Genomic DNA, 16919 nt, shown 5'->3' with positions numbered 1-16919 from the left:
TTCGGCATGTCCTCGGACCTCGACCTCCCCCTCGAAGCCAGCCCCGACTTGCCCGCCTATATCGGCAAGTACAAGGTCCTGCGGCGCCTGGGTGAGGGCGCGACCAGCGATGTGTTCTTGGCGGCGGATGCGTTTCGCCAGACCGAGGTGGCGATCAAACGCATGCGGTCTTGGGCCACGCACAGCCGCAGCGGCCAGCAAAGTGACTTTGGCTCGCGCTTTTATGCCGCCGAGGCGGCTTTGGCGGGCCGTTTGCAGCATCCCAATGTGGTGCAGATTCTGGATGCGGTGCCGGATCAAGATGCGCCCTTCTTGGTGATGGAGTTTGTCCCCGGGGTCACGCTGAAGCATTTTTGCCGCAGCGATCGGCTCTTGCCGCTGGATCAAATCGTCGAGCTGGGTTTCAAGTGCGCCATGGCCTTGTCCTATGTCTTCAGGCAGGGTTTGATCCACCGTGATGTGAAGCCGGCCAATTTGCTGGCCGTGCTGGATGCGCAGGGACAGGTCACCGATGTCAAGGTCAGCGACTTCGGCAGCGCCTTGAATTTGCATTCCGATTCGACCCAGGTGCACCGTGTCGGTTCCCTCGCCTACATGCCGCCGGAGCAGATCGAGGGCGGCGATGTCGACTGCCGCGCCGACATCTATGCGCTGGGCGCCGTGCTTTATCACCTGATCGCCGGCCGGCCGCCTTTTGATGCGCCCAGCCAGATGGCCTTGATGCACCAGATCTACCACCAGGCGGCGCCGACGCTGGTGGGGCTGCGGGGCGGTGTCACGGCCGAACTGGATGCGGTGATTCTGAAGGCCTTGTCCAAGCATCCTCAGGAGCGTTACCCCGATTGGGAGTCTTTTGCTCGGGCGCTGTCGGAACTCGTCGCCAAGCAACTGGTGCCGCTGGCTCGGCTCTATGAGGTGAAGGATTCCGAGCGCTTCAATATGTTGCGCGAGCTGGAGTTTTTTGCCGACTTTGGCGATGTGGAGCTCTGGGAGGTGGTGCACCGGGCGCGCTGGCGGCGCTTTCCCTTGGACCATGCGCTCTATAAAAAAGGGCAGGAGGGCAACACCTTTCACATCATTGCCCAAGGCGCGGTGGAGGTCTTCCGCGACGGCAACAAGGTGGCCACGCTGGGGCAGGGTACCTCGGTTGGCGAAATGGCCTATCTGGCGCCTAACCCCGATTTGCGCCGGCACAGCACCGATGTGCGGGTCAGTGAAATTTGCACCACGATCTCCTTCACGCCCGAATCGCTGGGCCAGTTGAGCCCCGAATGCCAGCACCGTTTTGACCGTGGCTTCATTCAGGTGCTGGTGCGGCGCCTGCATGCCGCGCACGAGGCTTTGGCGCATCCGCGCAGAATCATGTAAACCCGTCTTGAGTCTGTCGCGTTGTCATGCTTGAATGTCGCTAACGTTCAATCCGAACTCCCTGCGCGGCTACTCTTTCCCTTCAATCCAAAGGATTCATTTATGAAAAAGCTGTTTGGTTTTGTGACCGTGCTCGCTCTTGCTTTCGGCGGTGCCGCCCATGCGGCTGAGGCGACTTGTGATGCCCAGGCGGCCGAGAAAAAGCTGGCCGGTGCCGCCAAGACCAGCTTTTTGAAGAAGTGCAATGCCGATCATCCGGCCGCCGGCAACCCCGCCTGCGAAGCCCAAGCCGCCGAGAAGAAGTTGCATGGCGCGGCCAAGACCAGCTTCGTCAAGAAGTGCGTGGCCGATGGCGGCCCCAGCGCAGCCTCTGCACCGGCCAATGATGCAGCGACCAGTTGCGCAGCCAAGTCGGCAGAGAAGAAGCTGCATGGCGCTGCCAAGACCGCCTTCGAGAAGAAATGCGTGGCTGACGCGGCCAAGTAAGCGTCCACAGTTCAGAAGTGAAGGCACCGAAGCCCTCGCTCAGAGGGCTTCGGTGTTTTGGCTTGTGATGCTGCGTACTTGAGCTTGGTTTTTATCGTCAAATTCGGGTTACAACGCTTGAGGCCGTGACAAGGCCAAGATGTCCGTCCAATAAAGGAATGCATGAACGACGGTATCGCGCCCGCGGCCCCAGTGCCGGTGAACTCGCCGCCCCCCGCGGCATCAGACCCAAGCGCGCCGGAGCTGCGCGCCTTCCCTATCGTGGCGATCGGGGCCTCGGCCGGCGGCTTGGCGGCTTTTGAAGCTTTTTTTGCCGGCTTGCCGAGCGATGTCGAACCCGGCATGGCCTTTGTGCTGCTGCAACACCTGTCCCCCGACTACAACAGCATCCTCGGCGATCTGGTGCAGCGCTACACCACGCTGCCGGTGCAGGAGGCCGAAGACGGCATGCCGCTGCGTGCCAACCATGTCTATGTGCTGCCGCCGAATCGCGACATGGCCTGTCTGAACGGCCTGCTGCAGTTGCTGGAGCCGAGCGCCAAGCGCGGCCATCGCTTGCCGATCGATCTGTTCTTCCGCTCCTTGGCCGAGGATCAGGGCGAGCGGGCGGTGGCGGTGCTGCTGTCGGGCACCGGCAGCGACGGCAGCCAGGGTCTGCGGGATATCAAGGCGCATGGCGGCCTGATCCTGGTGCAGGCACCCGAGTCGGCCGAGTTCGACGGCATGCCGCGCGCCGCCCTTGCCACCGGCCTGGTCGACTTTGAGTTGGACGCGGCTGAGATGGGCGCCAAGCTGCTGATCTATGCCGGACGCGGCGCCACCACCATGCAGCCGGCCGAAGGGAACAATAAAAGCGACTCGCAGCTGCGCAAGATCTACGCACAGCTGCGGGCGCAGACCGGCCATGACTTTTCCAATTACAAACCGACCACCATTTGCCGCCGCATCGACAGGCGCATGGCGGTGCATCAGATCGACGCGGTCGATGCCTATGCGCGCTATCTGCAGCAGTCGCCGGCCGAGGTGGAAGCGCTGTTCCGCGACCTGCTGATCGGCGTGACCAATTTCTTCCGGGATCCGGAGGCCTTTCATGTGCTGGCGCAGCAGGGCATCCCGAGCTTGTTTGAGGGCAAGCCGGCCGATGCGACCATCCGCGTCTGGGTGGCCGGCTGCAGCACCGGTGAAGAGGCTTATTCGATCGCAATGCTCTTGCTCGAGCATATGGACAGCTTGCCCAGCGGCTACCGCCTGCAGGTGTTTGCCTCCGACATCGACAGCCGGGCGATCGCCGTCGCACGCGAGGGCCGCTACCCCAGCAGCATCGCGACCGATGTGTCGGCCGAGCGCTTGGCGCGCTTCTTCGTCGCCGAGGCCGATGGCACGGCCTACCGCGTGCGCAAAAGCCTGCGCGATCATCTGGTGTTCTCCGAGCACAATCTGATCAAAGACCCTCCGTTTTCCAAGCTTGACCTGATCAGCTGCCGCAATCTGCTGATCTACCTCGGCGCCGAGTTGCAAAAGCAGGTGATCCCTTTGTTTCACTATGCGCTGAAGCCGGGCGGTAGCCTGTTTTTGGGCTCCAGCGAGGGCGTCGGCGAGTTTGACCTCTTGTTTGGCGCGGTCGACCGCAAGGCCAAGCTGTACCGGCGCCGGCCCGATGTGCCGGGCCAGCCGCGCGCCGGCAGCGGCCGCATCCAGGCCTCCTTGCCGCAGTTGTCGGCGCAGCGTCCGGCAGTGCCCGGGGCGCAGGGGGCAAGTTTCAGTGCCGGGCCGCTGCGTGGCGGCCCTCAGTCAGCGAGTCTCATGAAGTCATCCTCATTGCGAGAAATTACCGAGCAAGCCTTGCTCTTGCAAGTGGTGCCGGCCGGAGCCCTGGTCAATGGGCAGGGCGACATCCTGTATCTGCACGGGCGCACCGGCATGTTCCTGGAGCTGGCGCCGGGCGAGGCCGGCGTCAACAACATCCTGAAGATGGCGCGCGAAGGCTTGCAGCATGAGCTGAGCATGGCCTTGCACAAGGCGGCTGTGTTGAAGGACACGGTGCAAGTGGCCGGTTTGCGGGTGCGCACGAATGGCCATTTCAGCCGGGTCGACCTGACGGTGCGGCCGGTGCAGCCGGGCGCGCTGCCAGCGGGGCAGGTGCCGCTGTTCCTGGTCATCTTGGAAGAGTTGGGGGCGGCCGACCTGGCCCCGGCAGCGCTCACCCCGGGCCTGGCCGGTGAGGCGGAGTCGGCCATCGCCGCTACCGAGGGCTTGGGCGAGGGGTCGGCGGCCAGCGCCGTGGCCGCCGCAGCGGCCGACTTGGCCCTGTTGCGCTTGCGGGTCGAGCAACTGGAACGCGAGCTGCGCGCCAAGGACGAATATCTGCAGAGCACCCAGGAGGAGCTGGAGAGCGCCAACGAGGAACTGAAATCGGCCAACGAGGAAATGCAGTCGGTCAACGAGGAGTTGCAGTCGGCCAATGAGGAGCTGGAAACCTCCAAGGAGGAGTTGCAGTCGGTCAACGAGGAGTTGGCCACCGTCAACACCGAGCTGAGCACCAAGGTGGTGGACCTCTCGCGTGCCAACAACGACATGAACAATCTGCTGGCCGGCACCGGCATCGGCACCGTGTTTGTCGATCATCAGCTGCGCATCCTGCGCTTCACGCCGGCGGCCACCCAGTTCATCAACCTGATCCAGAGCGACACCGGCCGGCCGGTCGGTCATCTGGTGTCCAAGCTGGTCGGCTATGACCGCCTGGTGCCCGATGTGCAGGCGGTGCTTGACAGCCTGGTGTCCAAGTCCATTGAGGTCGAGACCAGCGAGGGCAAGTGGTGCACGATGCGCATCCAGCCCTATCGCACGCTCGACAACGTGATCGAGGGTGCGGTCATCTCCTTTGTGGACATCACCGATATGGTGCGGGCGCGCCAGCAGCTGCACGATGCCAACGAGTTGCTGCGCCTGGCCGTGGTGGTGCGCGATGCCTCCGACGCGATCACTGTGCAAGACCTGAGCGGCCGCACTTTGGCCTGGAACCCCGCCGCCACGCGCTTGTATGGCTGGAGCGAGGCCGAGGCGTTGGCCATGAATGTGCGCGACCGGGTGCCGGCCGACTTGCGCGAGCAGGCGCTGGATGAGTTGGCCTCGGCCGATCTGCTGCAGCCGCTGCAGACCCTGCGCCTCAGCAAGGACGGCCGGACGCTGGCAGTGCTGGTGGTGTCTTCACCCTTGTGCGACAGCGCGGGTCGGCCCTATGCTGTGTCGACCACCGAACGGGCACTGACCGCCCAAAGCTGAGTTGCCACACCGATGAGTGTTGATGATGCTTCCGCTTCGACCGCTTCGACCGCTGCGCTGCCGAGCCTGCGTGAGCGCGCCGAAGCGCGGGTTCTCGACCCGCTGAAACTCGGGTCACCCATGGATGCGCTGGGCGCGGCGCTGGTGCAGGTGCCGCAATCGGTGCTGCATGAGTTGCAGGTGCACCAGATCGAGTTGGAGATGCAGAACCAGGAGTTGCGCGATGCGCAGCTGGCGCTGGAGGCCTCGCGCTCGCGCTACTTTGATCTCTATGACCTGGCCCCGGTCGGCTATTGCAGCCTGAGCGAGGCGGGCATGATCGAGCGTATCAATCTGGCCTTGGGTACGATGCTCGGGCTGCCGCGCAGCCAACTGCTGCGCCACCGCTTCTCGACCCATATCTGCCCGGACGACCAAGACATTTTTTACCGCCACCGCCTGCTGCTGCGGCGCAGCGCGGAGCCGCAGTCTTTTGAGCTGCGATTGCGCGACCCCAATGGCGGGATGCGTTGGGTGCAGATCCAAGCCTCGATCGCGCAGGGCGAGGGCAGCGAGACCTTGATGCATCTGGCGGTCATGGACGTGGAGGCGCGCAAGCGGGCCGAGCAGGCCAATGCCTTGGCGGCCAAGGTCTTCACCCATGCCCGCGAGGGCATGATGATCACCGCGCCCGACGGCACCATCCTGACGGTCAACGAGGCCTTCAGCCGCATCACCGGCTATGCACCGAGCGAGATCATTGGGCGCAACCCACGCGTGCTTGCCAGCGGGCGGCAGAACACGGCTTTTTACCGCGGCATGTTTGCCGAGCTGCGGAGCCTGGGCCATGTGCAGGTCGACATCTGGAACCGGCGCAAGAGCGGGGAGTTGTTTGCCTCGATGCAGACCATCATTGCGGTGCGCGATGCGGAGGGAGCTACCCTCAACTATGTGTCGCTGTTTTCCGATGTGACGCTGCAGCGCGAGCAGGAGAACAAGCTGCGTCATCTGGCGCATTTTGATCCGCTGACTCATCTGCCGAATCGCTTGCTGCTGGCCGACCGGCTGCAGCAGGCCATGATGCAGGCGCAGCGCCACGGCGATCAGCTGGCGGTGGCGTTTTTGGATTTGGATGGCTTCAAGGGCATCAATGACGCCCATGGCCATGAGGTTGGCGATCAGTTGTTGGTGGCCTTGGCCGAGCACATGAAAAAGACGCTGCGCGAGGGCGATACGCTGGCGCGTCTGGGGGGCGACGAGTTTGTGGCGGTGTTGGTGGATCTGGCCGATGTGGCGGCCAGCCTGCCGATGCTGACCCGGCTGCTGGCCGCGGCGGCCCAGCCCTTGCAAGTGGCGGGCAAGACTCTGCAGGTGTCCGGCAGCCTGGGCGTCACCTTTTATCCCCAGGGCGTCGACATTGATGCCGACCAGTTGCTGCGTCAGGCCGACCAGGCCATGTATCAAGCCAAGCTGGCGGGCAAGAACCGTTATCACGTCTTCGACGCCGAGCAGGACCGCAGTGTGCGCGGCCATCATGAGAGCCTGCACCGCATCCGACAGGCGCTCGAAGACAAAGAATTTGTCCTGTACTACCAACCCAAGGTCGATATGCGGGCCGGTCGGGTGGTGGGCGTCGAGGCCTTGATCCGCTGGCAGCATCCGCAGCGCGGGCTGCTGGCGCCGGCCGAATTCTTGCCGGCGATCGAGGATCACCCGCTGGCCGTGTCGGTGGGCGAATGGGTGATCGATACGGCGCTACAGCAGATGGCGTTGTGGCAGGCCCAGGGCTTGGAGCTGTCGGTCAGCGTCAATGTGGGCGCGCGGCAGTTGCAGCAGAGCAATTTTGTCGAGCGGCTGCGGTTTTTGCTGGCCGCGCACCCGGAGGTGAACCCGGCCGGGCTGGCGCTGGAGGTGCTGGAAACCACCGCGCTGGAGGACATGGCTCATGTGGTGCAAGTGGTCAATGAGTGCAAGGCCTTCGGCGTCTACTTTGCGCTGGATGACTTTGGCACCGGCTACTCCTCGCTGACCTATCTGAAGCGGTTACCGGTCACGCAGCTGAAGATCGACCAAAGCTTTGTGCGCGATATGTTGGACAACCCGGTCGATATCGCCATTCTCAAGAGCGTCATCGGCATGGCGCAGGCCTTTGGTTGCGAGGTGGTCGCCGAGGGTGTGGAGACGACCGAGCATGGCGCCTTGCTGCTCAGCCTGGGTTGCAGGCTGGCGCAGGGCTATGGCATTGCGCGGCCGATGCCGGCGTCGCTGTTGCCCGCTTGGGTGCGTCAGTGGCGGCCGCAATCGGCTTGGGTGGGCTCGCCGCCCTGCTGAGGCCCTGGCCGCACGCCTGCTTCAAGCCGGCGGCCGGGCGGCGCTGATCCAGTAATCGGGCCGGGCGTAATGGTGCTTGAGAAAGTCGATCCACAGCCGCACCCGCAGCGGCAGATGCTTGCGTTGCGGCACCAGGGCGTAGATGCCGTTGGGCGGCGCGGCAAAAGCGTCCAGCACGGTTTGTAGGCGGCCGGCCTGGATGTCACCCTCGACCTCCCAAGTGCTGCGCCAAGCCAGGCCCAGGCCGGCCAGGCACCAGTCGTGCAGCACCTGGCCGTCGCTGCAGTCGAGTCGGCCGGTCGGGCGCGAGAACACCACTTGCTCATCGATCAAGAAGGCCCAGCCGCGCGTTTGGCTGGCGTCGGAGCTCAGCGTTAGGCAGGAATGCCGGGCCAAGTCGCTGGGGTGCTGCGGCAGGCCGGCGCGCTTCAGGTAGCTGGGCGCGCCCACGCACAGGCGGCGGTTGTCGGCCAGGCGCATGCTGACCAGGCTGGAGTCGGGCAGGTCGCCCACCCGCACCGCGCAGTCAAAGCCTTCGCCGGCAATGTCCACCACCCGGTCGCTCAGATTCAGCGACACGCTGACCTCCGGGTGCAAGGCCAAAAACTCCGGCAGCAGCGGCGCCACATGGCGGCGGCCAAAGCCGGCCGGTGCGGTGATGCGCAGATGACCGCTGGCCTTGATGCCGCCAGCGCTGACGCTGGCCTCGGCATTGTTGAAATCCACCAGCAGGCGTTGGCAGTCCTCCAAAAAGGCGCTGCCTTCGTGGGTCAGCGTGATGCGACGGGTGGTGCGCACCAGCAGCTTGACGCCGAGGCGGGCCTCGAGCGCATCGATGCGCCGCCCCATCACCGCCGGGGCCACGCCTTCCAGTGCGGCGGCAGCGGTCAGGCTGCCTTTGCTGGCCACGCTGACAAAGGATTCGATTTGCTTGAGGCGATCCATGGGGCCTGATTCTGCTACTTCGCCGCGCTAAAAAATTGGTTTCTCGATCTATTTGTGCATTTTCGTCATGGATTCAATGCGCGCGTGCGCATGAATCCGTCATTCAATTTGGCATAAATTGAGGGCCATCTTGTTTTCATTTCATCTCTGTCGAGGACTCAGGCCATGACCGCACGCACCACCGTCCACAGTCTGCAAATTGCCACCCCGCTGTACCGTTTCATTGAAGACAGCGTCCTGCCGGGCACCGGGGTCGCCAGCGCCGCCTTCTGGGCCGGCTTTGATGCCATCGTCCGAGACTTGGCGCCGAAGAACATCGCCCTGCTGGCCGAGCGAGACCGTCTGCAGACCGAGATGGATGCCTGGCACCGCGCCCACCCCGGCCCCATCACCGACATGCCGGCCTACCGCGCCCATTTGGAGCGCATCGGCTACTTGGTGCCGCCACCCGGCGCGGTGCAGATCAGCACCGCCAATGTGGATGCCGAACTGGCCGTGCAAGCCGGCCCGCAACTGGTGGTGCCGATCCTGAATGCGCGCTACGCCTTGAATGCCGCCAATGCGCGCTGGGGCTCGCTGTATGACGCGCTCTATGGCACCGATGCCATCCCCGAGACCGACGGCGCCGAGAAGGCCGGCCGCTACAACCCGGTGCGTGGCGCCAAGGTGATCGCCTATGCCCGTCAGGTGCTGGACCAGGCGGCGCCGCTGGCACAAGGCTCGCACAAGGACGCGACCGGCTACCGCGTGGAAGCCGGTCGCCTGGTCGTGGCTCAGGGCGCTGGCGTGACCGGCCTGGCCGACCCGGCCCAGTTCATTGGCTATCAAGGCGAGGCCAGCGCGCCCAGCTCGGTGCTGCTGCGTCACAACGGCCTGCACCTGGACCTCCAAATCGACCGAAGTACTGCCATCGGCAAGAGTGACCTCGCTGGCGTCAGTGATCTGGTGCTGGAAGCGGCGCTGTCGACCATTTTGGATCTGGAGGATTCGGTCGCCGTGGTCGACGCCGACGACAAGGTGCTCGCCTATGGCAATTGGCTGGGCATTCTGAAGGGCACGCTGACCGAAGAGGTCAGCAAGGGTGGCAAGACCTTCTCGCGCAGCCTGAACCCCGACCGTGTCTACACCGGTGCTGCCGGCGGACAGGTGGTCTTGCATGGCCGTTCGCTGATGTTTGTGCGCAATGTCGGCCATTTGATGACCAATCCGGCAATTCTTTACGCCGATGGCCGCGAGATCCCTGAAGGCATCATGGACGCGGTCATCACCACGACCATTGCGATTCATGACCTGCAACGCAAGGGCAATAGCCGCACCGGCTCGGTCTACATCGTCAAACCGAAGATGCACGGCCCGGCCGAGGTGGCCTTTGCCTCGGAGATTTTTGGTCGCGTCGAAGCGATGCTGGGTCTGCCCGAAAACACCGTCAAGCTGGGCATCATGGACGAAGAGCGCCGCACCAGCGTCAATTTGAAGGCTTGCATTGCCGCAGCCGCTGCCCGCGTGGCCTTTATCAACACCGGCTTCCTGGATCGCACCGGCGACGAGATGCACACCGCCATGTTGGCCGGGCCGATGATCCGCAAGGGCGATATGAAAACCAGCGCCTGGATTGCCGCCTACGAGCGCAGCAATGTGCTGACCGGCCTGAGTTGCGGTCTGCGCGGCCGTGCCCAGATCGGCAAGGGCATGTGGGCCATGCCGGATCTGATGGCCGCCATGCTGGAGCAAAAAATCGGCCACCCCAAGGCCGGCGCCAACACCGCCTGGGTGCCGTCACCCACCGCTGCGACCCTGCATGCCTTGCATTACCACCAGGTCAATGTGGCTGAGGTTCAGCAGGAATTGGAGAAGATCGACGCAGATGCTGGGCGTCACGCCATTTTGGACAAACTTCTGCAGATCCCGGTGGTCGCCAAGGCCGAGTGGACGGCCGCCGAAATTCAGCAAGAGCTCGATAACAACGCGCAAGGCATCTTGGGCTATGTGGTGCGCTGGGTGGATCAGGGCGTGGGTTGTTCCAAGGTGCCGGATATCCACAATGTGGGGCTGATGGAAGATCGAGCAACCCTAAGGATTTCAAGCCAACATATTGCCAACTGGCTGCATCATGGTGTAGCTACCGCGGCGCAGGTTCACGAGACCTTTCAGCGCATGGCTGCGGTGGTGGACGGGCAGAACGCCGGCGATGCGCTCTATAAGCCGATGGCTGGGCGTTTTGAGGCTTCTTCCGCCTACCAGGCCGCGCTGGATTTGGTCTTCAAGGGCATGGCGCAACCGAGTGGGTACACCGAGCCTTTGTTGCATGCGTGGCGACTCAAAGTGAAGGCTTGCGAGGCTTGAGCGCAGGTCGTCTGCGGTACTTGGCTTGTTCATCCCCATGATTTCGGGGGAGTGTTGCATCCCAGTCACGGGGGGATGCCACCATGTCAACAGTCATAGCTGGTAGGTAAAGTTTTGTCACAAATTGGAGCTAGTCCATCCCTAGTTGTTTGAAAAAGGCAGCGTTGGATGGCGGCGGTTTGGACGAACCCCACTACCCCGAGGTTTTTTATATGTTGAAGACACCTAAAGTCAGCGCAGTGCGCATTGCAGTCCTGGCTGCACTAGGTTCCATGTCTGTGGTGACGCATGCCCAGACGACTCAGCTGGAACGTATCGAAGTGACGGGCTCGAGCATTCGTCGCATTGCGGCCGAAGGCTCCATTCCTGTTCAGACGCTGACTTCGGCAGACATTGCCAAGACCGGCGCGACCTCCGTGAGCGAACTGATCCAGAAGCTGCCTGCGATGCAGGGCTTCTCGGTGACGACAACTGCGGTGGGTACCAACTCCGGCGGCTTCACCTCGGCTTCGATCCACGACATCGGCGAAGAGTACACATTGACACTGTTGAACGGTCGTCGGGTTGCCCCGACAGGTTCAGGCAGTGCGGTGAACTTGAACTCCATTCCGATGAGCGCCATTGAGCGTGTTGAAATCGTGACGGACGGCGCGTCCGCGCTGTATGGTTCCGACGCGATTGCCGGCGTGGTCAACTTCATCTTGAAGCGCAATCTGCAAGGCGGCAATGTGGAAGCCCGCTATGACATGCCTTCGGGTGGCGGCCAGAGCTGGAACGCCAGCGCGGTCTGGGGTATCGGGAATCTCGATACCGATCGCTTCAACATCATGCTGTCCTATCGCCATGATGAGCAAAAGCGTCTGCTGGCGACCGATCGTGATTTCGCCAAATCGGCTTTTGTGCGCTTTGAAAATGGCGGCAAAGAGTACTTCTACAACCGTGGCGCGCCTCACGCCGTACCCGCCAACGCATCCATCGCTTTGAAGGATACCAAGGGCGGAACTTATGACGGCCAGTACACCGCCTTCAACCCAGAGTACGAAAAGACAGGCAAGTGCGCTCCCAAGCATGAGCTGTACATCCAGGCCAATACGCTAGCCAACGGCAAGGATGCGCAGTGCTACTTCGACTTCGCCTCGACGCTGGAAATCTTCCCCGAATCCAAGCGTGACAGCTTCTTTACCAATGTCAACTTCATGTTGACTCCCAAGGCTCGCTTGTTTGCGGACTATGCGTACTCCAAGTACGACTTGACCGCTGTCATTGCGCCGAATGCGGTCAACATCCCAATCGCAACCAATTCAGCGCAATTTGCGACCTTCATCCAGCCTTATCTGGGTACGATCCCGGTGGCCAATGTGAGCTCGGTGACCGCCACCTATCGCATGATGGACTTCGGTGGCCGCACTTCGCGTACCCTGACGGAATCCAACCACTTTGTCGCCGGCGCAGAAGTTGATATCGGCGAGTGGAGTGCCTCGGGTGGCTTCACCTACTCCAAGAATGAGGTGGATGAGCAGTACATCAATGGCTACTCCAAGCGGACCGAAACCAATGCGCTGCTGAGCTCCGGTGCCTTGAATCCTTTCGCGCTTGCCGGTGGGCAGTCTGCTGAGACCATGGGCAAGATCCGTGACAGCATTTTCAATGGCTCGGTGCGTTCTGAGTCCACTGAACTGACCGGTGCTGATCTGCGCGCTTCCGGCCCTGTGTTCAAGGTCGCGGGTGGTGATGCAATGCTGGGCGTTGGTGTCGACGTTCGCAACTACCACTACAAGCAGGTTCCGACCGATGCAGGCAAGGTCTCGACCTTCCTGTTCAACTTCGCCGCGATTCCTGCCTTCGATCTGGAGCGCAAGACAGCGGGTGCCTTCTCTGAGTTGATCGTCCCGATCACGAAGGCGCTTGAAGTGTCGGGTGCTTTCCGTTACGACACGATCAGCGCAACCACCAACAAGGCGTCCGGCGCCACGGTGGGTGAGGACCTGAGCGCCACAACCTACAAGTTGTCGGCCAAGTATCAGCCGATGCGTCAATTGATGTTCCGTGGTTCTTACGGAACAGGCTTCAAGGCACCTTCGATGTTGGCGATTGCACGGCCACAGACCCCCTCGGGCGTGACCTCCAATCCCTACACCTGCCCCTTCCCTGGCACCGAGTTCTGCAAGCCTGGTCGTGCTCAGTACCAGCGTTTGAGCGAAGGCAATGCACTGCTGCAGCCTGAGAAGTCGACTCAGTTCTCGTTTGGTCTGCGTTTCGAGCCCAATGCTGCCTTCTCGGCCGGCATGGACTACTGGAACATCGAGATGAAGGACCAAGTGACCAGCGTCAGCGAGGCCCTTGGGTTTGGCGATCCAAAGACCTATGCTGATCTGTTCACCACGTTCACAGACCCAGGCGACGGCAAGAAGTACTACGCTTACAAGCTGGCTTCCATCAACATTGGTCAATCGAAGACCTCGGGTGTGGATTGGGACTTTACGACTCGATTCAATACCGATTTCGGACGTTGGACCAACTCGATTGCTGGTACTTACCTGATCGAGTCGAGCTACACCCGTCCGGGAACGCGTGATAAGTTCGAAACAAGCTTGGACAAGTTCGGTATCAATAATGCGGTGTCGTTCCGGAACATCTTCCGCGTGACCAGCAGCATGCAGACCGGCGCTTTCCAGAACACCTTGTCGATGAACTATCGCTCGGGCTACACCGACATGCCGCGCAGCGACGTGATTGATGTTGCCGCAAGTGCTGCAGCGAAACGGCCAATTCTTGCCAATGTGACTTTGCAAGTGCCGGCTTACTACACCTTCGACTGGCAGACTCAGTACGACTGGAACAAGGCTCTGAACATCAAGTTCGGCGTCAAGAACCTGTGGGACAAGGCTCCTCCGCTGTCGCTGCGTACAGGTGGTTCGCACCACGTGGGCTACGACCCACGTTACACCGACTCCCTGGGTCGCACGTTCTACCTGAGCGCTGGCTACAAGTTCTAATTTGCTGCCAGAGGGTCGAGAGATCGACCCGCAAACCACAAAAGGGGCTTCGGCCCCTTTTTTTTGCTTTTTTGAAGCCAAATCATGGCTTGCGATGAAGGTCTGTGCGAACAGCGCACCGAAAGTGTGCCGGCATGCAGGCCCGCTGGAGCCCGAGGTTCAAAAAACTCGGAGCAGATTTTGAGTTTTTGTAGACATCAAGGCCTAAAAGTCATGCCAAACGTCAATCCGCGCAAACCTATGTGCGAACTTCGCGCAAAAACCGATTGACTACACCAAAAAAATAGCATTGCAGGAAGTCTGTAGCGGGTCGCCGACAGGTGTTGACCCGCGCGGAACTGGGCCAGTTCAGTCCATAGACTTGTTCCGGCAGTGGGTAGCGAGGCGCAGGCCGTCCATCCGACGGTGAATCGTTCCGGCCCATTGTTTGTTTGGTCATCCACCAAAAATTCCGGAGTAGTCCCACATGTTGAAGCAGTACAAAGTCAGCGCCATTGGCGCTGCAGCATTCCTCGCGGTGAGCGCCATGGGCGCCAGCGCAATGGCCCAAACCACCGGACAGACACAGCAGATCGAGCGTGTCACTGTCACCGGCTCGAACATCAAGCGCGTGCAGTCGGAAGAGGCCACCGTTGTTCAGGTCATCAGCAAGCAAGACATCGAGCGCTCGGGTGCCACCACGGCCAATGAAGTGTTCCTGAAGCTGCCTGGCTTCAGCTCCTACAACGATGAAGCCAATGCCACCGGCGCGCCCGGCCGCTCCACCCTGGGCTTCCGCCAGTTCTCGGCCGATGATGTCTTGGTGCTGATCAATGGCCGCCGCATGGCCAAGAATTCGGCCAATGCCAGCGCCTATGACCTGAGCAGCATCCCCTTGGCCGCCATTGAGCGCGTTGAAGTGCTGAAGGACGGCGCCAGCGCCATCTACGGCAGCGACGCGATTGCCGGCGTGGTCAATTTCGTGACCCGTCGCGATTTCCAAGGCATCGAAGGCAATGTGATTTACGGCAAGACTTCGCGCGGCGACGGCGAAGAAAAGCGTTTCTCGGGTGCTCTGGGTTTTGGTGACTTCGACAAGGACGGCTACAACGTCTTGGTGACGCTGGATCACCTGAAGCGTGACCCCATTTTGCGCCGCGATCGCGAGATCACCTTCCGCAAGGGCCCGGGCATGTACAACGATGCCTCGCCCACCGGCAACGTGATTTCCGCCAGCACCGGCGGCACCACCATGCCCGTCAACAAGTGCTCGGAAGACCTGGTCACCGACAACGCCGGCACCTATTGCCCTTATTACTTCAACAAGGCCATCAACCTGCTTCCGGCGACCGAGCGTACCGGTGTCTTGGGCGTGCTGACCAAGAAGATTGGCGCCGAGTCCAGCGCATATCTGGAAGCCCTGGTCAGCACCAACAAGACCACCAACTTCTTCTCGGCCCCTCCCGGCACCTTCTCCAACGTGACCGTGCCTGCGGGCGGCATCACCTTGGCCAACGGCACCAAGCTGCCGGCCGGCGAGGTGGTGGACAAGATCCGCATCCGCTATGACCAAAACGGCGTGCGTCGCTGGATTCCCCAGACCGACTTCAACCGCATTGGCGCTGGCTTTGAGACCCGCGCGATGGATACCGATTTCACTTTTGAGATCGGCAGCAGCGAAAGCAAGACCGACTACAAGGCCACCGGATTCTTTGACTACGCCACCGCCAAGAAGGACATCGCTGCAGGCACCTTCTCGCCATGGACGGTTCCGAATGCCGCCGACATCGCCAAGTACAACGTCAGCGGCACCACGATCTCCAAGGGCAAGGTGCAGTTCTTCAACGCCAAGGCCACCCGCGAGCTGTTCAAGCTGGACGGCGGCATGGCGGCAGGTGCGGTGGGTTACTCGCACAACAAAGAGTCGATCTCTTATCAGCCCGATGAACTGTCGGCTGCTGGCCGCCTGAGCGCGACCGGCGCACCAGTCACCGCCATCAACGGCAGCCGGAAGCTGAACGCCGTCTATGCTGAGTTGGGCCTGCCCCTGCTGAAGACATTGGACGCGCAAGTGGCGGTTCGTCATGACCGTTACAGCGATGCCGGTTCCGTTACGACGCCTAAGCTGGCCATGAAGTGGACCCCGGTGCGCAGCCTGGCGATCCGTGGTTCTTACTCCGAAGGCTTCCGTGCTCCGGCATTCGAAGACCTGCTGAAGGACAACGAAGAGTCGGCCGAGTTCGCCAAGGACTATCTGGTTTGCGCCGACAAGGGCATCGACAAGTCCAAGTGCGTGCAGACGCAGTACGACGTGGTTCGCCACAACAACCCGAACCTGAAGCCTGAGCATTCGAAGAACTTCGCCTTGGGCGCGGTGTTCGAAGTCAACCGCGATCTGGTGGTGTCGGCCGACTGGTACGCCATCAACAAGACCGACGCGATCGGCCGCAGCCTGCAGTACATCTTGGACAACCCGGACAAGATGATCGGCGGCAAGCTGGGCAAGGACTGGGTCACCCGTGCCGCTCCTGGCGCAGGTTCCAAGGTGGGCAATCTGGTCGGCGCGGACTTGCCGATCCTGAACGTGGCCAAGATTGAAGCGCAAGGCCTGGAGTTTGGTCTGAGCTACCGCCTGTCTACCGCCGTGGGCCGTTTCGCCCTGGAAAACCAGTTCAGCTACAACCTGCACTTCCGTCAAGCCCGCGCCCCTGGCGAGCCGCTGAAGGACTATGTGGGTCTGATGGACAAGCCCAAGTACGTCAACAACGTGACCGTCAACTGGGACTTCGGCCCCTGGATGGCTTCGGTGTCGGACCGCTATATGGACGGTTTCAAGGACGCGAACGAGCCGGCCGACGTGACTTCCACGACCAAGAAGGTCAAGGGCTTCAACACCGTGGACTTGCAACTGGGCTACAAAGGCCTGGGCTTCAAGAACAGCAAGCTGACCTTCGGTGTCAAGAACGCCTTCGACGCCATGCCGGGCGAGACCGACAACGACCAAAATGCTGGTTTCCCGAACTCGATGAGCGCGGTCGGCCGTCAGTACTACCTGGGCTACTCTTTCGGCTATTGATGCCGTCTGAATAGACTCAAGCATGGAGCCTTCGGGCTCCATTTTTTTTGGCGTCGGCCTGGAGCGGTCGCAGGCCTGAAGCCTCCTAGAATGAATCTCCTGCATGAAAAGAAAAAGAACTCGATCGATCCGCC

General features: G+C 61.6%; 8 protein-coding genes. 7 read left to right on the top strand and 1 reads right to left on the bottom strand.

What is annotated here, in order from left to right; genetic code table 11:
- Nucleotides 1-6 precede the first annotated feature (6 nt).
- The 4 genes from ACOVRJ_RS22295 to ACOVRJ_RS22280 all read left to right on the top strand — a co-directional run bounded on the left by ACOVRJ_RS22295 (nt 7) and on the right by ACOVRJ_RS22280 (nt 7446).
- Entirely contained in the window at nt 7-1368 is a 1362-nt protein-coding gene (locus tag ACOVRJ_RS22295) for a protein kinase domain-containing protein (RefSeq protein WP_422046013.1), read from the top strand.
- A 102-nt stretch (nt 1369-1470) separates the two neighbouring features.
- Nucleotides 1471-1854 carry a hypothetical protein gene (locus ACOVRJ_RS22290; protein WP_422046012.1) on the top strand — a complete coding sequence of 128 codons (384 nt, stop codon included), beginning with the start codon at nt 1471-1473 and terminating at the stop codon, nt 1852-1854.
- Nucleotides 1855-2016: 162 nt separating this feature from the next.
- Entirely contained in the window at nt 2017-5136 is a 3120-nt protein-coding gene (locus ACOVRJ_RS22285; RefSeq protein WP_422046011.1) for a chemotaxis protein CheB, read from the top strand.
- A gap of 12 nt (nt 5137-5148) precedes the next feature.
- Entirely contained in the window at nt 5149-7446 is a 2298-nt protein-coding gene (locus ACOVRJ_RS22280) for a putative bifunctional diguanylate cyclase/phosphodiesterase (protein ID WP_422046010.1), read from the top strand.
- Between the two features lie 21 nt (nt 7447-7467).
- On the opposite strand, the gene ACOVRJ_RS22275 is transcribed toward ACOVRJ_RS22280, so the two are convergent.
- Nucleotides 7468-8391, bottom strand: a complete 924-nt coding sequence (locus ACOVRJ_RS22275; RefSeq protein ID WP_422046009.1) for a LysR family transcriptional regulator — start codon at nt 8389-8391, stop codon at nt 7468-7470.
- Between the two features lie 165 nt (nt 8392-8556).
- Here ACOVRJ_RS22275 and ACOVRJ_RS22270 point away from each other — a divergent pair, with 165 nt between their 5' ends.
- The 3 genes from ACOVRJ_RS22270 (at nt 8557) to ACOVRJ_RS22260 (ending at nt 16785) form a co-directional block, all read left to right on the top strand.
- Entirely contained in the window at nt 8557-10734 is a 2178-nt protein-coding gene (locus tag ACOVRJ_RS22270) for a malate synthase G (RefSeq protein ID WP_422046008.1), read from the top strand.
- Nucleotides 10735-10913: 179 nt separating this feature from the next.
- Nucleotides 10914-13730 (top strand): TonB-dependent receptor, encoded by a 2817-nt coding sequence (locus ACOVRJ_RS22265; protein WP_422046007.1) that lies wholly within the window; start codon nt 10914-10916, stop codon nt 13728-13730.
- 466 nt (nt 13731-14196) lie between these two features.
- A complete protein-coding gene (locus tag ACOVRJ_RS22260; protein ID WP_422046006.1) occupies nt 14197-16785 on the top strand; it encodes a TonB-dependent receptor in 2589 nt (862 codons plus the stop codon).
- Nucleotides 16786-16919 lie beyond the last annotated feature (134 nt).

This window comes from Roseateles sp., from assembly GCF_049240545.1.
GTDB lineage: Bacteria > Pseudomonadota > Gammaproteobacteria > Burkholderiales > Burkholderiaceae_C > Paucibacter_A.
Note: the sequence above shows the minus strand (reverse complement) of the source record. Positions and strands in the feature narration are given on the sequence as shown.

Coding starts and splice junctions, on each gene's coding strand:
- ACOVRJ_RS22275 (WP_422046009.1), bottom strand. CDS start 8,391: ATGGATCGCCTCAAGCAAATCGAATCCTTTGTCAGCGTGGCCAGCAAA.
- ACOVRJ_RS22270 (WP_422046008.1), top strand. CDS start 8,557: ATGACCGCACGCACCACCGTCCACAGTCTGCAAATTGCCACCCCGCTG.
- ACOVRJ_RS22280 (WP_422046010.1), top strand. CDS start 5,149: ATGAGTGTTGATGATGCTTCCGCTTCGACCGCTTCGACCGCTGCGCTG.
- ACOVRJ_RS22295 (WP_422046013.1), top strand. CDS start 7: ATGTCCTCGGACCTCGACCTCCCCCTCGAAGCCAGCCCCGACTTGCCC.
- ACOVRJ_RS22260 (WP_422046006.1), top strand. CDS start 14,197: ATGTTGAAGCAGTACAAAGTCAGCGCCATTGGCGCTGCAGCATTCCTC.
- ACOVRJ_RS22290 (WP_422046012.1), top strand. CDS start 1,471: ATGAAAAAGCTGTTTGGTTTTGTGACCGTGCTCGCTCTTGCTTTCGGC.
- ACOVRJ_RS22285 (WP_422046011.1), top strand. CDS start 2,017: ATGAACGACGGTATCGCGCCCGCGGCCCCAGTGCCGGTGAACTCGCCG.